Annotated in this window: 20 protein-coding genes; 13 read left to right on the top strand and 7 right to left on the bottom strand. The window is 25.9% G+C overall.

The window, feature by feature from the left end:
• Window positions 1-66 precede the first annotated feature (66 nt).
• Together ACA135_RS00185 and ACA135_RS00180 are read left to right on the top strand one after the other, a co-directional pair.
• On the top strand, window positions 67-1,290 hold the full coding sequence (locus ACA135_RS00185) for a bifunctional 5,6,7,8-tetrahydromethanopterin hydro-lyase/3-hexulose-6-phosphate synthase (RefSeq protein WP_409198314.1): 1,224 nt from the start codon (window positions 67-69) through the stop codon (window positions 1,288-1,290).
• Window positions 1,291-1,381: 91 nt separating this feature from the next.
• Window positions 1,382-1,651: a zinc ribbon domain-containing protein gene (locus ACA135_RS00180; protein ID WP_409198313.1), complete on the top strand. Its 270-nt coding sequence runs from the start codon at window positions 1,382-1,384 to the stop codon at window positions 1,649-1,651.
• Window positions 1,652-1,657: 6 nt separating this feature from the next.
• Here ACA135_RS00180 and ACA135_RS00175 read toward each other — a convergent pair whose 3' ends face one another.
• Window positions 1,658-2,197: a hypothetical protein gene (locus ACA135_RS00175; RefSeq protein WP_409198312.1), complete on the bottom strand. Its 540-nt coding sequence runs from the start codon at window positions 2,195-2,197 to the stop codon at window positions 1,658-1,660.
• Between the two features lie 99 nt (window positions 2,198-2,296).
• Between ACA135_RS00175 and ACA135_RS00170 the strand changes: the two genes are divergently transcribed.
• From ACA135_RS00170 to hisB, 5 genes are all read left to right on the top strand, one after another.
• On the top strand, window positions 2,297-2,878 hold the full coding sequence (locus tag ACA135_RS00170) for a flavodoxin family protein (protein ID WP_409199050.1): 582 nt from the start codon (window positions 2,297-2,299) through the stop codon (window positions 2,876-2,878).
• Window positions 2,879-3,004: 126 nt separating this feature from the next.
• The gene (locus ACA135_RS00165) at window positions 3,005-4,564 is read left to right on the top strand and encodes a flippase (RefSeq protein ID WP_409198311.1); all 1,560 of its coding nucleotides are present in this window, start codon (window positions 3,005-3,007) and stop codon (window positions 4,562-4,564) included.
• Window positions 4,565-4,689: 125 nt separating this feature from the next.
• Window positions 4,690-5,385 carry a TOBE domain-containing protein gene (locus ACA135_RS00160; RefSeq protein ID WP_409198310.1) on the top strand — a complete coding sequence of 232 codons (696 nt, stop codon included), beginning with the start codon at window positions 4,690-4,692 and terminating at the stop codon, window positions 5,383-5,385.
• Between the two features lie 8 nt (window positions 5,386-5,393).
• Window positions 5,394-5,633: a ferredoxin family protein gene (locus ACA135_RS00155; protein WP_409199049.1), complete on the top strand. Its 240-nt coding sequence runs from the start codon at window positions 5,394-5,396 to the stop codon at window positions 5,631-5,633.
• A gap of 75 nt (window positions 5,634-5,708) precedes the next feature.
• Window positions 5,709-6,287 (top strand): imidazoleglycerol-phosphate dehydratase HisB, encoded by a 579-nt coding sequence (gene hisB, locus ACA135_RS00150; RefSeq protein WP_409198309.1) that lies wholly within the window; start codon window positions 5,709-5,711, stop codon window positions 6,285-6,287.
• A gap of 123 nt (window positions 6,288-6,410) precedes the next feature.
• On the opposite strand, the gene ACA135_RS00145 is transcribed toward hisB, so the two are convergent.
• The 5 genes from ACA135_RS00145 to cfbB all read right to left on the bottom strand — a co-directional run bounded on the left by ACA135_RS00145 (window position 6,411) and on the right by cfbB (window position 13,001).
• Window positions 6,411-7,241, bottom strand: coding sequence for a F420-dependent methylenetetrahydromethanopterin dehydrogenase (locus ACA135_RS00145; protein ID WP_409198308.1), 831 nt, complete (start codon window positions 7,239-7,241; stop codon window positions 6,411-6,413).
• 136 nt (window positions 7,242-7,377) lie between these two features.
• Complete coding sequence (locus ACA135_RS00140; protein WP_409198307.1) at window positions 7,378-8,523, bottom strand: hypothetical protein; 1,146 nt, start codon at window positions 8,521-8,523, stop codon at window positions 7,378-7,380.
• Window positions 8,502-9,689, bottom strand: a complete 1,188-nt coding sequence (locus ACA135_RS00135) for an oligosaccharide repeat unit polymerase family protein (protein ID WP_409198306.1) — start codon at window positions 9,687-9,689, stop codon at window positions 8,502-8,504. The genes ACA135_RS00140 and ACA135_RS00135 overlap by 22 nt, the downstream gene beginning before the upstream one ends.
• A 615-nt stretch (window positions 9,690-10,304) precedes the next feature.
• Window positions 10,305-10,991, bottom strand: coding sequence for a hypothetical protein (locus ACA135_RS00130; RefSeq protein ID WP_409198305.1), 687 nt, complete (start codon window positions 10,989-10,991; stop codon window positions 10,305-10,307).
• A gap of 564 nt (window positions 10,992-11,555) precedes the next feature.
• Window positions 11,556-13,001, bottom strand: a complete 1,446-nt coding sequence (gene cfbB, locus ACA135_RS00125) for a Ni-sirohydrochlorin a,c-diamide synthase (protein ID WP_409198304.1) — start codon at window positions 12,999-13,001, stop codon at window positions 11,556-11,558.
• Between the two features lie 98 nt (window positions 13,002-13,099).
• On the opposite strand from cfbB, the gene ACA135_RS00120 reads away from it, so the two are divergent.
• Window positions 13,100-14,206, top strand: coding sequence for a radical SAM protein (locus ACA135_RS00120; RefSeq protein ID WP_409198303.1), 1,107 nt, complete (start codon window positions 13,100-13,102; stop codon window positions 14,204-14,206).
• Window positions 14,207-14,271: 65 nt separating this feature from the next.
• On the opposite strand, the gene ACA135_RS00115 is transcribed toward ACA135_RS00120, so the two are convergent.
• Complete coding sequence (locus tag ACA135_RS00115) at window positions 14,272-14,907, bottom strand: hypothetical protein (protein WP_409198302.1); 636 nt, start codon at window positions 14,905-14,907, stop codon at window positions 14,272-14,274.
• Window positions 14,908-15,275: 368 nt separating this feature from the next.
• Here ACA135_RS00115 and ACA135_RS00110 point away from each other — a divergent pair, with 368 nt between their 5' ends.
• From ACA135_RS00110 to ACA135_RS00090, 5 genes are all read left to right on the top strand, one after another.
• Window positions 15,276-16,754: an IS1182 family transposase gene (locus ACA135_RS00110; protein ID WP_409197524.1), complete on the top strand. Its 1,479-nt coding sequence runs from the start codon at window positions 15,276-15,278 to the stop codon at window positions 16,752-16,754.
• A gap of 75 nt (window positions 16,755-16,829) precedes the next feature.
• Window positions 16,830-17,891: a DUF1786 domain-containing protein gene (locus tag ACA135_RS00105; RefSeq protein WP_409198301.1), complete on the top strand. Its 1,062-nt coding sequence runs from the start codon at window positions 16,830-16,832 to the stop codon at window positions 17,889-17,891.
• Window positions 17,892-17,902: 11 nt separating this feature from the next.
• Window positions 17,903-18,589, top strand: coding sequence for a PHP domain-containing protein (locus ACA135_RS00100; RefSeq protein ID WP_409198300.1), 687 nt, complete (start codon window positions 17,903-17,905; stop codon window positions 18,587-18,589).
• Window positions 18,590-18,604: 15 nt separating this feature from the next.
• A complete protein-coding gene (locus ACA135_RS00095) occupies window positions 18,605-19,399 on the top strand; it encodes a DUF63 family protein (protein ID WP_409198299.1) in 795 nt (264 codons plus the stop codon).
• A gap of 76 nt (window positions 19,400-19,475) precedes the next feature.
• Window positions 19,476-21,005, top strand: a complete 1,530-nt coding sequence (locus ACA135_RS00090; RefSeq protein WP_409199048.1) for a 2-isopropylmalate synthase — start codon at window positions 19,476-19,478, stop codon at window positions 21,003-21,005.
• The last annotated feature ends 61 nt before the right edge of the window (window positions 21,006-21,066 follow it).

The following is a 21,066-nucleotide window of genomic DNA, read 5'->3' as shown; positions in this document are numbered from 1 at the left end:
AAAATTTAAAGTTTCATTAAAAAAATATATTTAGGTATTTTATATTAATATCGGAGGACATTAAATATGTATAGAATCGGTGAAGCCCTTATTGGGGATGGAAATGAATTAGCTCATGTTGATTTAGTTATTGGTGAAAAAGAAGGTCCTGTTGGAAGTGCTTTTGCAAACAGTATGACACAATTATCTATAGGTCACACCCCTTTACTTACAGTTATTAGACCAAACTTATTAACAAAACCTGTAACATTAATTATTCCTAAAGTTACAGTTGGAGATTTAGATGATGCAAGTAAAATTTTTGGACCTGCACAAACAGCTGTAGGACGAGCAGTAGCAGATGCAGTTGAAGAAGGATTAATACCAAAAGATAAAACTGAAGATATCGTGCTTATGGTAAGTGTATTCATAGATCCTAAAGCTGAAGACTTTAGAAAAATCTACCAATACAATTATGGTGCAACTAAATTAGCAATTAAAAGAGCAATGAAAGGCTACCCAAATATAAATAAAGTATTAGCAGAAAAAGATAGAGGAACCCACCCAATAATGGGATTCAAAGTAACAAGATTATGGAACCCTCCATATTTACAAGTTGCTCTTGATTTAGATAATCTAAACGCTATGGAAAGAATAATCGATCAATTACCAGACCGAGAAAGAATCATTATTGAAGCAGGAACACCACTCGTTAAAAAATTTGGTGTTGGTGTAGTAAGTAAAATTAGAAAACTTAGACCAGATGCTTTCATTATAGCAGATTTAAAAACTTTAGATGTTGGAAGAGTAGAAATAAAAATGGCTGCAGATGAAACTGCAGATGCAGTAGCTATATCTGGATTAGGAACAATTGAATCTATAGAAAAAGCTATACATGAAGCCCAAAAACAAGGAATATATTCAATCTTAGATATGATGAATGTAGATGATTTCACTGGAAAAATAAAACAATTAAAACCTGAACTTAAACCAAATATAGTGCTCTTACACCGAAATGTTGACCTTGAAACAACAAAAGCTGAAAAAGGTGAAGATACTAGTGAAATGACTGAATGGGGAAACATTAGAGAAATTAAAAAACTTATAGGAAACGGATTAATAGCAGTAGCTGGAGGAATAACTCCTAATAAAGTTGAAGAAGCTATTGATAAAGGTGCAGATATTATTATTGCAGGAAGATATATTATTGGATCTAGAGATGTAAGAAGATCTGCAGAAGATTTCTTAGAACACTTCCCAGTAGACCCTGACAATATGAGATTAGCTTTAGATGAAGACGAAAATATTTAAAACTTAAATATTCTTTTAAAATGAATAATTAAATTTAAATATTTTTTCTATTTTTTCCATTTTTAAACAATAAAAATAAGAGGTCATTTAAATGGTATTTTGTAATTCTTGTGGAAAACCAATGGTAGAAAAAGAGTTTGGAACTAATATAGATGGATCTAAAAATCATGACTATTGTAATGAATGTTACCAAAATGGGGAGTTTACAGAACCAAACATCACACTTGAAGAAATGATAACAAAAAATGTTAAAAAAATGTTAAACAAAAATCCTAGAGCTGATGAAACAATGTTTACTGGAGTATTACTACAAAGTTTACCTGGTTTAAAAAGATGGAGTAATCAACTTGAAGAAGAATAATTTTTCTTAATCAGATTTATATAAAATAAAATTTCTAAATTTATTAGCTAATCCTTTCTGATATATTTCACCGATTTTAGCATTTTCTAATTCAGATTGAAGTAAATCATTTTTTTCTAAAAGAGAGATGTATGATTTTTGAAGTTCTAAAAATTCAGCATCAGAAGGAATTTCATCCACAACATCTTCATCCTCAATTTTTTCTGAATTTAAATTTTCAATTTCTTTATTTAAATAATCTATTTTTTTATTAAGATTATCAATAATAGAATCCTTAATTTTTATATCCTCATTTAATTTTTTTGTTTCTTCTTTTAAGATGTGATTGTGAAAAGATAAAGCTACAGCTACATCATCTTGTGATTCTAATTTATTTTTATCAGAATCATGTAAGATAACAACTTCTTCATCATCATTGAAAATATTTTGTTGTTTAGGTATTGTGATTTGAACCTGCTCGGTTTTATATTTCTTTTTCTCACCATCTTTAAGAGTTCTTGTATACTCTCTTGAATATTTTTTCACTTTACCTTTGGCATAATCCATTACTAAACCTCTAAAAGAAAAATTTATTATAATTATTTTGTTTTTTCATATATTAAAAATTTTTCAAAAAATATAATAAATTTAAGATAAATAGAATTAATTATGATTTTAGGAATATGTGGGAGTCCACGAGACCAAACTACAAATTATGTATTAAACATTGCTTTAAGTAAATTAAAAAATAATTCTTTTAAAACAATAGATTTTGAAGTTAGAGGTAAAGATATTCATCCATGTCAACATTGCGATTACTGTTTAAAAAATAAAAAATGTATTATTGAAGATGACATGCAAGAATTATATCCTTTAATCGAAGAAGCAGAAGGGTTTATAATAGCTACTCCTATTCATTGTGGAGGAATAAGTTCACAAATTAAAATGATTATGGAAAGATGTCGGGCTTTAGAAGCTAAAGATTTAAAAATTTTAAGTGGAAAAACTGGAATGAGTATAGCGGTAGGTGGAGATAGGGTAGGTGGCCAGGAATTAGCTATCCAAGAAATAAATACCTTTTATATAATTCATAATATAAATATAGTTGGAGGAGGATCATTTGGAGCTAATTTAGGTGCTTCATTTTGGTCAAAGGATTCTTTAGAAGAAATTAAAAAAGACAAATATGGTTTTGAAACTTTGAATAGAACTATAAATAATTTCATGAACAGTTTAAAAAAAAGTTAAAATAATTTCTTAAAAATAGTATTAAACAATTAAGTTTATTAACAAAAAAAAAGTTAAATTAATAAAGTTATATAATATTTTTTTAAATTATTTTTTAAATTATAAAATTTTTTTTTAGGTGAATTAATGGCTTCTAAATTAGCTAAAGGTAGTATAATAATTTTCATAGGAAATATAATCTTTCGTGTCGGAGGTTATGTTTACCGTTTTTTAATGGCAAGTCTTTTAGGGCCATCTGCTTATGGTATACTTGGTTTAACATTACCATTCCAAGGAATTTTTCAAATTTTAGCTGCTGGAGGACTACCCCCTGCAATTGCTAAATATGTTTCAGAATATAATGCATTAGATAAAAAAGATTTAGCTAATCAAACAGTTTATACTGCATTAAAAATCATGGCATTTTTAGGTATTGTTATGGGATTACTGATGGTTTTCATTGTAGCTCCTTGGTTAGCTGACTTTTTTGGTAAACCTGAAGTTTTACTACCTTTACAAGCAGTAGGGCTTATAACTCCTTTTAGTGTTATTGTTGGAGCTTATCGGGGAGCATTTCAAGGGGTTTATAAGATGGATTACATTTTATACACCCGTGCTATTGAACAGTTATTCATGATAATATTTGCTGTAGCTTTAGTTATGATTGGATTATCTGCATTTGGTGCAGTATTAGGTAGTGCTTTAGGATTTGCATTATCTGCTTTATCTGCTTATATTATTTTTAAGAAGTATATGGGAAAATATATAAGAAAACCTAGCCCTGATTTTGAATTTAGTAAAAAACAAGAGATGGAATTAGCAGTTAGTCTTATTTCATTTTCAATACCAGTAACTGTTGCAGCATTAGCTGAAATGTGTATATATAGTGCTTGTACAATTATTATGGGTTATTTTTTAACTTCAGAAACAATTGGTTATTATACAGCTGCAGATCCTATTGGTCGTTTACCATTAATGATTTCTTCTTCTCTTGCAACAACAATTTTACCTGCTGTATCCGAAGCATTTAGTTTAAAGAATAAAAACCTTTTAGGAAAATATGTTACAAATGTATATAGGTATGGGATGGTTTTTGTAGTTCCAATGTGTGTTGGAATTGCAATGTATGCAAAAGAGATAATAGGTTTAGTATATTTCACTAACCCTGCATACATAGCTGGAGCAGGTGCTTTAGCTGTATTAGTTATAGGAATGACATTTTATTCCATGTTTACAATTTCATCTAGTATAGTTCAAGGAATAGGGAACCCTAGAATACCTATGTATTTATTATTATTTGGAACCCTTGTCACAGTACTATTAGGATATTATCTTATCCCAATTTATGGAATTATTGGAGGATCATTAGCAATAACTATTGCATCATTAGCAATGATGATACCTATGTTAATTGTTACATTCCATATTACAAAAACAAAAGCACCTATAGGATTTTTTACAAAAATAATTATTGCATCAATTATTATGGCTATACCAATATACTTCATACAATTCTTTTTAGGTCATAATACTATAGGATTAATTTTAGGATTAATTATTTGTCCCATAATCTACACAATTTTTTTAATAGCTTTTAGAACATTAAACCCTGAGGATATTAATGCTGCAAGAACTTTTGGAAATAAATTTGGGCCGTTAACTAAATATGTACAAAAATTCATAAATATTTTAGAAAGATATGTATAAAAATAAAAATTAAATAGAAAATTTTTTAAATTATATTAAAAACATAATAACATATTACATAAATAAAGATAAAAATATTTGGAGATTATTTTTAATTAGTAATTATTTATAGAAGGGTAAATAAAATGACTGAGGTAAAAGCAGGCGTAGAATATAAAATTAGTATAGATGATAATTCATTTTTACTGAATAGTAAAAAATTCGATTTATTAAAGTATATAAATAATACAGGATCTATTACTGAAGCTGCAAAATTAACTAAAATTTCATATCGAACTGCATTAAATTATATTAGTAAGATAGAATCTAATTTAGAAATTGCAATTGTAAGCACACAAAAAGGTGGAAGTGGTGGGGGAGGAAGTGCCACTTTGACTTCTGAAGGTAAAATGATTTTAAAAGAATGTAAAAAAATCAATGCAATTATGGAGTTACATCGAGACGTTAATGAGATTGAAGCTAATATAATAAGTATTGATAGACCTAAAGGTATTATGAAAATTGAATTGAATCCACAAGTTCAATTAACTATTCCATTAAATGAAAATTATAATGTTGGAGATAAAATTTTAGCTTTGATTAGCTATGATAATATTTTCATAATGTTGAAACCTCAAGAATCTAGTATTAGAAATATATTTAAAGGTCAAATTATTGAAATGAAACTTGAAGGTGAAATGATCAGAGTTAAAATTGATATTGGTGGAACCGATATTTTCTCAGATATTACTGTATCTGCAACTAAAGAATTAAATTTAACTTTAGGAAAAGAAATTTATATTGGTTTTAAAGCGGTGTCAGTAGCGACTTTGAAATTATAATTAAATAAATTTTTATTTATTTTCTTAGTTTTTGTGAGGGGATTTATATTTTAAAAATTAAAATAGATGAAGATAAATGTACAGGATGTGGTAACTGTGAAGAAATTTGTCCTAAAAGTGGGAAAATTTGGAAAATTAATACCGTTGCACATGTATCTCATTTAGAATATTGTCATGTTTGTACTTTATGTGCCATGAAATGTCCAGTAGACGCTATTAAAATTATGAGAAATGCTCCAAGGGAATAAATTATTAAAGCATTTATTAATTTAATTAAATAAAATTTTTATACATAATATAAAAAATTTAAAAATGGGATTCAAATGGAAAGAACAGCAAAAGTAAATAGAAAAACATCAGAAACCGATATCAATATAGAACTTAATATTGATGGTGAAGGAAATTATGATATAGATACTGGAATAAACTTTTTTAACCATATGTTAGAATCTTTTTCAAAACATAGCTACATGGATTTAAAAATAAAAGCTATTGGAGATATTGAAGTAGATGATCACCATACAGTTGAAGACATTGGAATATTATTAGGTACTGCATTTAACAAAGCAGTTGGAGACAAAAAAGGAATACGAAGAATGGCAGATGCAACAATCCCAATGGATGATTCAGTAGCAAAAATTGCAATTGATATTAGTGGAAGAAATTATTGTAATATGGATTTAAAATTCAAAAATGATAAAATCGGAGACATGACTTCAGATATTATTATACATTTCTTTGAATCATTTGCTAGTAGTGCAAAAATCAATATTTATGGAACAGTAAAAGGGTCAAATGATCACCATAAAGCTGAAGCATTATTTAAAGCATTCGCTAAATCATTACATTATGCTTGTATTATAGAAAATGATAAAATTCCTAGTACTAAAGGAGTTTTATAAAAATAACTATTTTTTAAAAATAATCTTTAAAATAAGTATAATTAAATTTATTTAACTATTTTTCCTAATTAAAAAAAAATAAAAAAAGTAGTAGCTAAAAAAAGCTACTTATAATAATAGTATTTATTGTGGTTTTTCAGTTAATACAGTTTTAGAACCAGTAGATCCATCTTTCATATGTGGAGTTCTTAAAACAGTATCGTTAGCTTTTTCTATTTCTCTTGCTTCAGTTGCTAATTTAGCAGCTTGGGAAGCAGTTTCGTGTGCAGCTTCTACAAGGTATATGAATTTTTCAAAGTCTTGTACCATGAAACAACCTTTAAGATCTAAGTCTGCAACGTGTTCAGCCATAGTGTATGCTGCAATAGCTTTAGCTTTTGCATATGGGTTAGAGAAATCACCTGCGTCAGCAGCTTTTTCAGCAGATACAACTAATTGAGGTAATTCTATTTCTTTACCTGCTTCTGCTTGTTCAATCATACCATCAATAGTGTTTTGTATTAATCTGTAAGCTCCAGTACAAGCTAATACTTTAATAAGATCAGAGTTGAAAGAAGCCATTTCAGTTGGGTCTAAAAATTCTCTTCTAGCACCAATCATAGAGTCAGCTTTGACTATGATGTATCCTATTCCTTGTTCTTTCATTTCATCTTTAGCTTTGAGTCCAGGAGTATCTCCAATAATCATTGCAGGTACATCTAATTGAGATAATAATTCTCTTGCTTTAGCTGGTCCTGGTGCTGTTGGATTTGGACTTGTGAATATACAAAAGTCTGGGTCGAAATCCTTTATTTTAGGAACAACTTCTTCTGTTTGTTCTGGGCTCATTTTAGCTCCAGAACTGATTATTCTTACGTCAATATTTGGTCTGTCTGCTCTTTCATCTAATAAAAGTTCGAGAACAGGTGAACTTGCTATATTTCCACTTTTTATAATTCCAATTTTAACTACCATATTATCACAAGAATAATTCTATACTTTAAACTATTTAAGTACTTTTGTTAAAAAGATACCGGTAAGTTTATATATTAGATTATATTAAGAAGAGGAAATATAATTAAAAAGAGTTAAACATTAAATAAATTAAGATTTATCTATATTTTTTTCTTTGATTCCATATTTTTTTTGTAGAACTTAAACCACTTTTATTAAATGAAAAATTAAAATTATTAATAATATCAATTAAATTATCAATAGCAATTTGACTATTTTCTATTAAATCCTTACTGTTAGATTTAGATAAGTGATTAATAACATGACTAATATCATCAATATCAACTATTGGAATGTTTAAATCATTAGCCAAATCAACACTAGCATGATCTTTATGAAAACCTTTTATTTTAATACTAGGAATTTCAAAGATACCTGCTTCAATTGTCATTCCCATACCTGCAGCATATATCAAAATTTTAGCATTGCTAAGATAATTATATAAATCCACATAATTATCTAAAACATTAATATTAGAAGAGTTAACTAAACTTTCAACTAAGTGTTTATCAAAACGATATGGGGCAATAATTATAAGATAATTTAAACTTTCGCAAACCCGTATTAATCTTTCTAAATCATTATCTCTTAAATCCCCACCCAACACAAGTAAAATATAATCATCAGTTAACTTTAAACCATTTTCACTTAAAATTTGTTCTTTTGAAATATTTTTATGATTTTTAATAGAATCAATAACGTAAGATACCATTGGATATCCACCAATATTTATAACATTACTTAAATTATAATGATTTTTTAAATAAGAAACATATTTTTCAGAGGGGACAGTAACCAAATTTGCATGAGAAATAATTTCAATAGGATTATAAATATCTTGTTCTATATGAATGACTGGAATATGTAAAAAATTAGCAGCCAAAATAGATTTTCTAACATCCCCTGCATTTCCTGCAGTGATAAGAAGATCTATATTTTTACCTCTCATTGCAGAAAAAGCTTTTAAAAAATCCTTAAAAATTAAGTATGCTAATTTTATATTTGAATTTTTTTTCTTATTAGATCCTCTACCTTGACCTATTGAAAAACATTCATCACAAAAAGGACTTAGAATATTTTTAACACTATCCCCATGGTATAAACCTATTATTTTAGAATTTTCCCAATTTAACTTATTTTTTGATTCTAATAATTTGATTTTTTTAATAATAGGAATAATTGTTTTTGCAGGTGTGATTTCTGCTGCAATTGCAATTGTCATTAACTTTTTTTTATTTGACATTTATCTTCCTCATTAAAAAAATTAATTTTATAAAAGCCAATGAAAATTAAAAGAATGCATATAGCATAAAAAATCCAAACTACTAAATCAGTAGGTCCTGTTTCAATCCAAATTAATGTTTGAGCTAGAATAACTGCATAAAATGCAGTAAAAATGTCTTTTTTATATTTTTGTATTATATATAAAAATTTTAAAATTAAACCTAATAAAAACATTTGTATACCCATACCCATAATCCCGAAATCTAAAGTTGCAGGACCAAAAATTGTAGAAGTTATTGAATGATTTTCATTAAGAACAGCTTGCCCTACAAGGACTCTTGGATCTACTGAATTAAAAAATCCAGATAAAGTGGAATAGAAAAGATTACCATGAGTTAAAAATTCTCGACGTGTTACTTTATCAAATATATTTAAAGTAAATCCTGCTCTATAAGAAACTAATTCTAATGGGCCAATTCTCCAATGCTGGGTAGAAATAGATTTAATAGCAATGAACCCTATTAAAATAAATAAAATTATTATTACTAAAATAAATATTAATTGATGTTTAGTTTCAAAATTTCGAGTATAATATAAAGTTATAAAAGTAGACAATAGAATGGCTATTGGAGTAGTTCTATAACCTGTTAAAACAAATAAAAATAAACCTAAAATTAGTAATAAATAATGTGATTTTCTATTAAATTTAGCTAAAAGCAAATTTATTCCCGGTAAATAAATTATATAAGATATTAACCAAATTTTAGTAGCAGCTTTAGTTTTTAAATAACTACTAAACAATGGTATACCGCCTAATGAAATTAAATTAATTATTTGTAAAACAATCCCTAAAATTACTATAAATAGTAATAATAATTCCATTTGAGAATAATTTCCAAAAAATGGAAGTTTTTCAAGATTTTTTTTAGGCTTGAGCTTAAAATTATCTATTTTATTTTTGAAAGAATTTTTGAATTTATATAATATATTAGGAATTAAGGTTCCTAGTATAAAAAGTACTAATCCAAATAATATAAAAAAGTACATTGGTATTTCAGGGGTATGTAATTCTGTTGTTATATACCAGGTTGGTAATGCAATTAATACAAATAAAAAAATTGCAAAAACAATAATTAGTGGATTAAAAACATCTATATTTTTTAAATAAGATTTAATATTATTCATAAAATCACATTTTTTTATTAAGAACTTAAGAATTATATTTATGTTTATTATTAATTTTATATATCAATAATGTTATTATTATTTTTTATTAAAAAAATATTAATTAATTATTAAAAATTTTTTTCTACTAGATCTAAAATTAAATAATAATTTTTTCAATGCATTAAGATGAAGTATATTAGATAAAAAAAATTTTAATTTTAAAAGAAAATTAGAAAAATATCATTGAAAAAGTAATAATATTAATTAAATAATTATTAAAAATATTAATTTTTGATGTTAATAACATTACAATTACTAAAAAAAATGATAACTTAAATGTAATATCAAAATTAAAAAATGTTAATAAAAAGCTGTTAACATGACAACTTAGTGATATTATCTTAGATAAAACTTAAAGACTAATGAAGCAATAAATTTACACTTGAAATATACCTTTAACCTAAAAAAATTAAAAAAAGAGACTACAATGATATTAACATGTAGATACAAAATACAGTGGAAAAATATGTCTAAGAGTTACAAATATCAAATAGTAAAAAAGAACATTACACTAACCCTCGAATGATAATAATATTACATTATCAATAAAAAAAAATAAAAAAAAATAAAAAATTAATCTTTTTTCTCAGTGTCTAAAATATAAGTATCTTTAGAACCCACATTCAAATCAGTTTCTGAAGGCTCTTTATTCAATAAACGATCAATAAAACTACGAGATTTATATCTTTCAATTAATAAACGATAAGCAGTTAAAAGATTATTTTTATCCATACTTTCCTCTAAACAAGAATTCAACTTAGAATTTAAAGATTTAATCTCATCATTTTTAGAAGTAAGTAAATTATCATTTCTTTGACGTTCCAATCTAATTTCTTCAGTATAATTTTTAGAGATATCATCTGATTTTTCTCTTTCCAACCGAATCTCTTCAATTGAATGTGAAATAGATTTATCTTTCTCATCAATTATATCATAACATTTTTGCAAAGAAACTTGATTCTCATCCATAAGCCTTTTAATCTCTTCATTTTTTTTAGAGATTTCAAGATTACGTTTGTCAACTTCTTTGTTTACACATGATTTAAGATTATTATTTTCTTCCCGTAAAGAAGAAATAATATTATCTTTATCATCCAATAATTTATTGAAATCATCGATTTTATTATTGAATTGATTATATTCATTAAGAGTGAGAAGCATAACTTTTTCTCCACCTTCAAAATTATCTTTTTTAGAAAGATCAATTCTGTAGGTAAAACTATTACCTCTTTTATATTGTTTAATTTCTTTTTCTAACATAAAAGTTCCTTCTTAATGTTAAAATAAATTTATACTAATAAATTAAGTATAATATGTTTAATTATTTGTTAATCATAGCATATATAGTTGAGTTAATTATAATATTAATTGCAATAACAAAAAACATTAATTATATAACATTGAAAAAAATTGAGTTATAATATAAAAAAGTATAAAGTGAAAAAAAATGATTGAGTTAAAATGATATTATCAACAAATTCTTAAATTAAAAATTGAGTTAACATATGCAAGAAAATTTTATTTCTTGAAAAAAATTGCATGAGAACAATTTCAAGTGAAAAAAATTGAGTTACAAAAATTTGCAAAAACAACTCGATAAAAAGGATCGTCATTAACATAGTTAATTATTAAAAAAAACATTATAAATAAAAAAAATAAAAATGGAAAAAATAGAAAAAAATAATGAAAAATATCATTAAAATTAATACATTAATGATCTAAAAATATACATGTAATGTCATTAAGTTAAATGATAATATCTTTGAGTCACAAAATATATACTAAAAGTTGACAAAAAAAATAAAATGAAAAATCGAATAAAAATTAAAAAGAAGAATTTTGAGTAAAATTATAAGCAAAATTAGTATAAGAACAAGGGTGAATATGAAGATAACTAGCAACAGTATTGCCTAAAGTAATTCCATCCATAGAATTAATTATTCCTTTACCTCTTTGGACATCAAAAACAAAATTAGTATTATCATTAGGCAAAATTTTAGTATAATGAAATTCATGCCCTCTTAAGATATCGTTTTTTTCAGAAATAATGGAATCTTTTGATGCCTTACCAATAACATAACTTAAACCTTGAACATGAGAAGTCATTTCTGATTTATAAGGTAAAGCATTCACCATAGGAATATTATCTATAGATTGAGACAAGTATATTAATCCACCACATTCTGCATAAATAGGCAAATGATCTTCATGAAATTCCTTAATTGAATTAATCATTGAGATATTATTAGATAATTCTTTTTTAAATAATTCAGGATAACCACCACCAATATACAAAGCATCGACATCAGGAAGATTCTCATCTTTATAAGGACTAAAATAAATTATTTTAGCATTATTATCTTTTAATGCATCAAAGGTATCTTGGTAATAAAATGAAAAAATTTCATCTTTAGCAACCCCAATTTTTACAGGATTTTTATTTTCAATTTTCCATAATTCATTTATAGTAGATTCATCTGTAGATTTATAATTTTCTATTAGTGATGTTGAAGATATATTATTATTTATATTAGACAAATTATTTTCTTGCAGTATATTCAAATTTTCTCCAATATTAGAATACTTTGATTGTTTAATAATATCCATTAATAAGTCTAAATCAATGTATTTTTTAATTATATTAGACCAAATATCAATATTATTAATAATTTTTTCTTTTTCTAAAGCGGGGACTAAACCTAGATGACGTTGTTTAACCATCAAAGAGTCATCTCGAGGAATTCCCCCAATTACTTTAGTATCGGTTAATTTTTCAACGGATTCTTTAGCTTTTAAATAATGTTTTTTTCCACGAACTTTATTTAAAATAACACCTTCAATTTTAATTGAAGGATCTAAAGATTTAAATCCTAAAACAACAGCAGCGGCACTTTTAACTAAACTTCGAGCATCCAATATTAAAATTACAGGAGCATCTAAAGCTTTAGCAATAGAAGCAGTATTACCCACATCACCAGTAGGACTTATTCCTTCATATAAACCCCTAACACCTTCAATTATACCTATTTCTGAATTAGATTTTTTTAAACCTTGATTAAAAACATTAATAATTTGATAATCAGTCATAAAAAAAGAATCTAAATTTCTAGAAGGATTACCAGTAGCTAAAGTATGATAGGAAGGATCTATATAATCTGGACCGACTTTAAAAGGTTGAATATTATGTTTTTCTGATAAAGCTTTCATAATCCCAGTGGCAATTGTTGTTTTACCTACAGCACTACTAGTACCAGCTAATACTATTTTCATGATAAATAGTTGTAATAAGTTCTATTTATAAATTTTCTTATTCAATAGAAAATGATTATTTACAATAAAAATATTAAGATAAAAAATACATTAATATTATGACAATATTAGGAAAAATGCAAATTTTAGCAGATTCCGCACAATTTGATTTATGTGATTATGTAAACAAACAGAAAAATTCTGAAGTTAATCTACCAGGAATTTATAATGCCAGTTCAAATGGTTGTGAAATTCCACTATTTAAAACATTAATGACTAACAAATGTAAAAATGATTGTAAATATTGTATTAATGAATGTAAAAGAAATTTTACAAGAATGGAATTAAGCCCTAGAGAAATAGCTAAAGTATTTTTAAATTATTATGATAGTAATTTAGTAAACGGTTTATTTTTAAGTTCAGGTGTAGGTAATACAATAGATCAAACTATGGAAAATTTAATAGAAACAATAAGAATATTAAGAAAGGAATATGGATACCAAGATTATATACATCTTAAAATTATTCCCGGTGCTTCTAAAGATTCAATTAAAAGAGCTATGTCATTATCAGATAGGATAAGTATGAACATAGAAGCTGCCACTAAAGATGGATTATATGAATTAAGTTCTACAAAAGATTATAATAAAGATATTTTAAAAAGAATTAAATGGATTAATGACTTATCTAAAAGAGATTCATCATTAGCTCCTTCTGGACAAACTACTCAATTGGTAATTGGTGCAAATGATGAAACAGATGAAGAAATATTAAAAAGAATGGAATCTTTGTATAATAAATTTGATTTAAGAAGAACTTATTTTAGTGCTTTTACTCCTGTTGAAGGTACTGAATTAGAAAATAGAATAGGAGAATCCACAGAACGTACCGCACAATTATATCATGCTGATGCATTACTAAGTGAATATAATTTTAAAAAAAATGAAATAGTATTTAATGAAAATGGTCAATTATCCTTAAGTGAGGATCCTAAGATATTAGCCGCACAAGAGATGAATATATTTCCTGTTGAAATTAATTCTGCACCTTATATTGAATTAATTAGGGTTCCAGGAATTGGTACAAAATCAGCAAAAAAAATTATTAATATACGTAAAAAAATGCCATTTAAAAAATTAAGTGATTTGAAAAAAATTGGTGTTGTGACTAAAAGAGCAGAGCCATATATAAAAATAGAGGGTAAATACCAAACAACATTTCAATGATAATTAATCTAAATCATTAAAAAGATTCCATATATCCTGGTATTTAACTTTTATCAGATTATCTATTAATAAAGATGCTTCTTTACTAATACTAAATTCGGAGAGGTTTTTCTTAAATAACGAAGAACAGCAGCAGATCTTGGTGACCATAATGTAATTCTTGGATTTTTTTTAACTTTTTGATTAATTTCTTCAATTATTTCATGGTTGATGTTTGATAATTCTTGAGGTGGATTTTGACTTTTTTTTGGAATAAATTTATTTTCTGATTTTTCAATCTTAAAAGTGTCTAAATCTAAGTTAGGTTTATATTGATTATAGCTATTATTAAATTGTATATTTTTAGAAGAAGTATCAATTTTAATATCAGCTTTTTCTATTAAAAAATCATTCTCTAATAAAAATTGATTATTATTATGATTTGAGTTATATGGTTGTATTAAATTAGATAAAATTTTATGATTTTTTGATAAATTATTTAATTTAAAAACGATCATGCTTTGAGAATGGTTATCTATTTCTTTTTCTCCAAAATTATTAAAATCATTAGTTTCTTTAATTAATTCTTCTTTAATATGTAAATCATCCAAAATTCTATCATTTTCCAAAATATTTTCTAACTCATTGATATTATTATTAGAAGAATTTTCTTTTAAAGAATATGACTCTTTAAATTTTAAATTACAATTATTATTTCCCATGACAAAAACCTTAAATTTTAATTATTGAAGAATTTATAAGTTATAATATATAAGTTAAATGTTATAAGTTATAACTAATAACTTATAACTAAAATAATATATAGAGGGTTGGCCAAAAATCGATTTTTTAATTTTTTGTAATACTTTTTTTTATTTTATTTTTTTAAGTTATTATTTTTCATGTTTTTTTTATTTTTGTTGTCATTTTTGGGTGTTAATTTTTTTTAATGTGTTTTATTTTAGTGGTATTGTTTTATATTAATTTTTTGTGTTTATTTTTTTATTTTAAGTGTTTTTAAATAGTTATATTTATATACTAGTAGTTAAATATATTAATATTAAGTATTATTAATTTATTGGTGTTAGTTATGGATATTAAACAATCTAGTTTTAAATTGGAGCGTTTAGATGATGATATTCCTAAGGATCATCTTTCTCGTTTTATTGTGCGTTTTGTTGATGAATTTTTCCCAGTTTTAGAGGTTGAAGAAAACATGGGAGGAAAGGGTAGGCCTGTTTTACCGGTTCGTGAAATGTTTAAATTAATTATTTATGCTTTTAATGAGGGTGTTACTAGTTCTAAAGTTATAGAAGATCATGCTAAGTATCATAAAATTTATTTATATGTTTCTAATGGAATTAAACCTTCTCAAAGAAGTATTCGAAGATTCATCCGTGATTATGGTTATTTATTTAATGTTTTTATTGGAAGTACTTTACTTTTTGCAAATGAATTAGGAATCACAGATTTTAAGCATATATCCATCGATGGAACTATTAAAAAAGCATACAACTCTAAATTTAATGTTTTACATGAAAAGGACATTAATACTTTAATTCAGTATTATAGTGGATTAAAGTTACCTAATAAGAAAATTAAAAAACTCCCACGTCCAGCACGTAAATTGATTGAACGAACAGATTTAAACAATGAAGATAAATTAGAATTACTATTTGAGTTACAAACCCAAATAAAGATGTCCGGTCAAAATACAGTACCTGTAAACGATGTTGAAGCTCGTTGGATGCATAATAAACAAGGATTAAATGAGGTCGCATACAATGTTCAAAGCGCTGTAGACACCGTTTCCAAACTTATTTGTGCAGTAAAAGTTTCACAAAAACCAACAGACCATTATGAATTACCAGAAATAGTGAAAAATGCAATAAATAACATCAACGATGAACCAGAATATGTAAGTGCAGATACAGGATACCACACCGAAACCAGCTTCCAATACCTAGAACAAAATAATATCAAAGGACTAATACCAGATAGAAAACAAACTCGAGAAAACACAGGAAGATTAAGTGAAAACCCATTCCATAAAGACCACTTCAAGCATGATCTAGAAAAAGACACTTACATTTGCCCAAATAAACAAGAACTACCTTTCCAACAAGAAATCAAACATTACTTAGAAAATGAAACAAAACCTTATAAAATCGAAAGAAGATACTGGAACTACAATGCATGCCAAGACTGCCAGGATAAAGAAAAATGCTACAAAGGAACACAAAGACAAATAACAGAATTCACAAGTAACACAGCCCTAAAAATGAAAAAACAAATGGAAACAAAAGAATACAAAACCATGTTTAAAAAAAGATCAAGCACAGTAGAAGCACCATTCGGAACACTCAAAACCTACTACCACATAAATGAACTACCAACAACAGGAATACAACACACAGAACACATACTAGCACTACAAGCACTAACATACAACCTAAAAAGACTAAACCACATAATCAAAAACACATATGACGAAACAGACAACATAAACCAATTCATAGAAAAAATAGGAGCAACACTCAACCTAAAATGCAAAACCACAGAAAAATAAAAAAAAGTAATACCAAAAAATATCAAAAACTATTTATGGCCAACCCTCATATAATAAAAAAAACATATTAAATTTATGAGAATTTTAGCAATTGATGTTGGAACAGGGACCAAAGATATAATGTTCTACAATAGAGAAAAGGAAATAGAAAATTCAATAAAACTTGTTTTACCATCCCCTCATTTAACTATATGTCAAAAAATTGAAAAAACAAATAGTAATATTTATTTAAATGGAGTGATAATGGGTGGAGGAAAAATAAAAAATCAATTAGTTAAACACATAGAAAAAGGATACAAAGTAGCTGCAGAAAAACTTGCAGGGAAAACTATTAGAGATAATTTAGAACAAGTCGCATCTTATGGAATAGAAATTGTTGAAGATAAAAATAACAAAAAATATGAAAACTATACAAAAATAACACTTCAAGATGTGAACATTAATAAAATATCAAACATTATTTCACAATACGATTTAAATTATAATTTTGATGCACTAGCTATAGCAGTCCAAGATCATGGATACAATGAAAAAATGGGAGACCGAGACTTTCGATTTGAAAAAATCAGAGAAAAATTAAAAAAACCAATAAAACCTGAAGAATATGGATTTTTAAAAGAGGAAATACCTGAATATTATAGTAGAATGCAATCAGTAAAAAAATCAGTCCAATTAGCAATAAAAAATAAAAACCATGAAAAACCATTATTATTAATGGATACTAAATTTGCATCTATCTGTGGAATGTACTATGATAAATCTACAGAAGGATTAAATAGTTATATTGTGATGGACATTGGAAATGGGCATACAACAGTGGCATCTATTGAAAATGGTAAAATACAAGGAGTTTATGAACATCACACATCTAGATTAAATGGGGAAAAAATAGATAAATTAAATAAAAGATTAGCTGATGGAACAATAACATTTGAAGAAGTTCACGACGATGATGGCCATGGAGCACATGTAATAAACCCAATATCAAAAATAGAAAAAGTAATTGTATCCGGACCAAAAAGAAAATTAATAGAAGATACAAAATTAGATTATCATTATGCTTCTCCAGGTGGAGATGTTATGATGACTGGAACCATAGGATTAATAAAAACTATAAAATATAAATTAAATCAATAGGAATCAAAATAATGAAAATCGATCCGCATATTCATAGTATATATTCTGGAGATTCAAACTCACAAGTTAAAGATATTTTAAAACAAGCCCAAAAAGTTGGTTTAAATGCTATAGCTATTAGTGACCACAACACAGTGAAAGGATCTAAATTTGCAATAAAAGAATCAAAAAATATGGATAATTTACTAGTTGTTCCATCTATCGAAATATCAACATATTCAGGACATATATTGGGATTTGGGGTAACAGAAGCCATTCCCAAAGGGAAATCAGCAATAGAAACTGTAGAAAGAATACGAGATCTTGGAGGTTTAGCAATCATACCTCATCCTTATTCTTATTATAGACATGGACTCTTTACAAAAATTGATGATAATTTATCTAATGACGGTGTTGAAACATTAAATGCAAGATACATAATTGGATACTCTAATAGTCATGCTAAAGAACTATCTAAAAATAAGAATCTAGCAAGATTTGGATCTAGTGATTCTCATTTTATAAAATCAATAGGAGATTGCTATACAGAAATTGATTGTGATTGTAATGTGGATGATATTTTAGATGCAATACAAAAAAAGAAAACAACACCTAAAGGAAAGAAAACATCTAATTTTAGAGTATTGGGAAATGTTATAAAACGTAAATTAAAAAGATCTAAAACCATACCTAATGAGGTATCAGAAATAGAACAATAATATGGTTTTTATCAAATGCCAACAATAGATCAATTTTTACCAACAACAATTCAGAACATATTTTTCTCAGGATACACAGTTTTTAACACTTTAATTTATGGAATAATATTAATTATCATATTATTTTTAATATTAAAATTATTTAATCACCTAAAAATTAATCCAAAAGAAATAATTTATTCTTTAATTCCTTTCATATTTTTTGGAACAATTATTCGTGCATTAGTAGATAATAATGTTTATCCAAAAACAATGTTTTTAATCACCCCTGGAATATATTTTTTAGTGGGTATTTTAGCTATTAGCTCCCTTTTAATAGGTTATTATTTAAATAAAACAAAAAATTTAGATTACAGATACACAATATTTTTAATAGGATTAACAATACTAATAATTCCACTATCAAAAATTCCTAATTTTAATATAAATTCAATATCATTAATTATTATAATCTGGTCAATATTAACAATAAGTTTTTATATACTAGGGAAAAAATGGAAATTATACAATGATAAATTAAATCTATCAATTTTATCCGCACATCTATTAGATGCAAGTTCTACTTTTATAGCAGTGGATTATTTAGGTTATTACGAACAACATGTCTTACCAAATTTTATCCATTTTTATATAAACACTGCTGCAACAATGATTCCATTGAAAATTATTATAATAACATTTGCATTATATATAACTGACAAATACATTGATGATGAAAATATTAATGGACTATTAAAATTAACAATCTTTGTATTAGGACTAGCACCAGGTTTGAGAAATATAATAACAATAGCAATAAGTAGTTTTTAAATAATTTGTAAATTAAACTTATAACAAAATTTAAATAATGTAAAATATACAAAAATGAGGAATTATTGTGTATACTATAGACATCAATAGATTAAAGAAACAAATGGACATTGCAGATCAGATAAATCTATTTGACACTACATTAAGAGATGGAGAACAAGCACCTGGAATAGCATTAACACCTAGTGAAAAAATCAAAATTGCTGAAAAATTAGATAAATTAGGTGTTAACACTATAGAAATTGGTTTTCCGATAGTTTCTGAAGGGGAAAAAGAAACAGCACGAAAATTAAGTAAATGTGGATTAAATGCAGAATTATGTGGATTATCCCGAGCTTTAAAAAAAGATGTAGATGCAGTATTAGATTCTAATTTAAATTATATTCATACATTCATAGGAACATCCCCCATTCACAGAGATTATAAATTAGGAATGTCTAAAGAAGAAATTATTGAAAAAACGGTTAAGACAATTGAATATGCAAAAGATCATGGTTTAACTGTGGAGTTTTCTGCAGAAGATGCTACAAGAACAGAACTAGACTACTTATTAGAAGTTTATAAAGCGGCAGAAGAAGCAAAGGTTGATGTAATTAATATTCCAGATACTGTGGGAATATTGGTCCCTATAACAACTAAAGAGTTAATTAGGCAATTAAAACCTAATATAAATGTTCCATTAAGTGTACACTTTCATAATGATTTTGGTTTAGCCGTAGCAAATTCAGTTATTGCTATAGAAGAAGGAGTTAAACAAGCTCATTTAACTGTTAATGGAATAGGTGAAAGAGGAGGAAATGCATCATTAGAAGAATTTATTATGACCCTTAAAATAGCTTATGGAATAGATTTAGATGTTGATACCACAAAATTATATAATTTATCTGATTTTGTTAGCAAAATAACTGGATTTAATTTATCTCCAAATAAACCAATTGTAGGGAAAAATGCATTTGCACATGAAGCTGGTATTCATGTCCAAGGAATTCTTAAAAATAGTTCTACATATGAACCTATACCTCCAGAATTAGTGGGGCAATCAAGAAAAATAGCTTTAGGTAAACATACTGGAGTAAATGCATTGAAAGCTAAAATTTCAGAATTTAATTTAGATTTAACTGAAAATGAATTTTATTCTGTTTATAAACAAATCAAAGAGTTAGGAGATAAAGGAAAAATTTTAACAGATGCAGATGTTAAATCAATAGCTATAACAGAAATCAGTACTGCACAAGAAGAAGCAATAAAATTATTAGGATTAACAGTTGTAAGTGGTGAATCAGTTTCTGCAACAGCAACAGTGAAATTATTAATAGATGATAAAATTAAAGAAACATCCGAAATAGGTGTAGGACCTATAGATGCAGCTTTTAATGCAATAAAATCATTAGTTCAAGAAAAAATAAATATTAATTTAGAAGCATATCATTTAGATGCTATAACTGGAGGTACAGATGCATTAGCAGAAGTTTTTGCAATAACTTCAGATACTAATAAAAATAAAGCTACAGGAAGAGCAACTAATGATGATGTAATAATGGCTAGTGTATTAGCTGTAATAAACTCTATAAATAAAATAATATTAATTAAAAAAAATATTAAATAAATTAATTTAAAATATTAAAAAAAAGTATTAATTAAACTAAAATTAAAAAAGATTTTAGCTA

The sequence above is a fragment of the Methanobrevibacter acididurans genome (assembly GCF_046197875.1).
Lineage (GTDB): Archaea > Methanobacteriota > Methanobacteria > Methanobacteriales > Methanobacteriaceae > Methanobrevibacter_A > Methanobrevibacter_A acididurans.
This window is presented reverse-complemented; position numbering and strand designations above follow the sequence as displayed.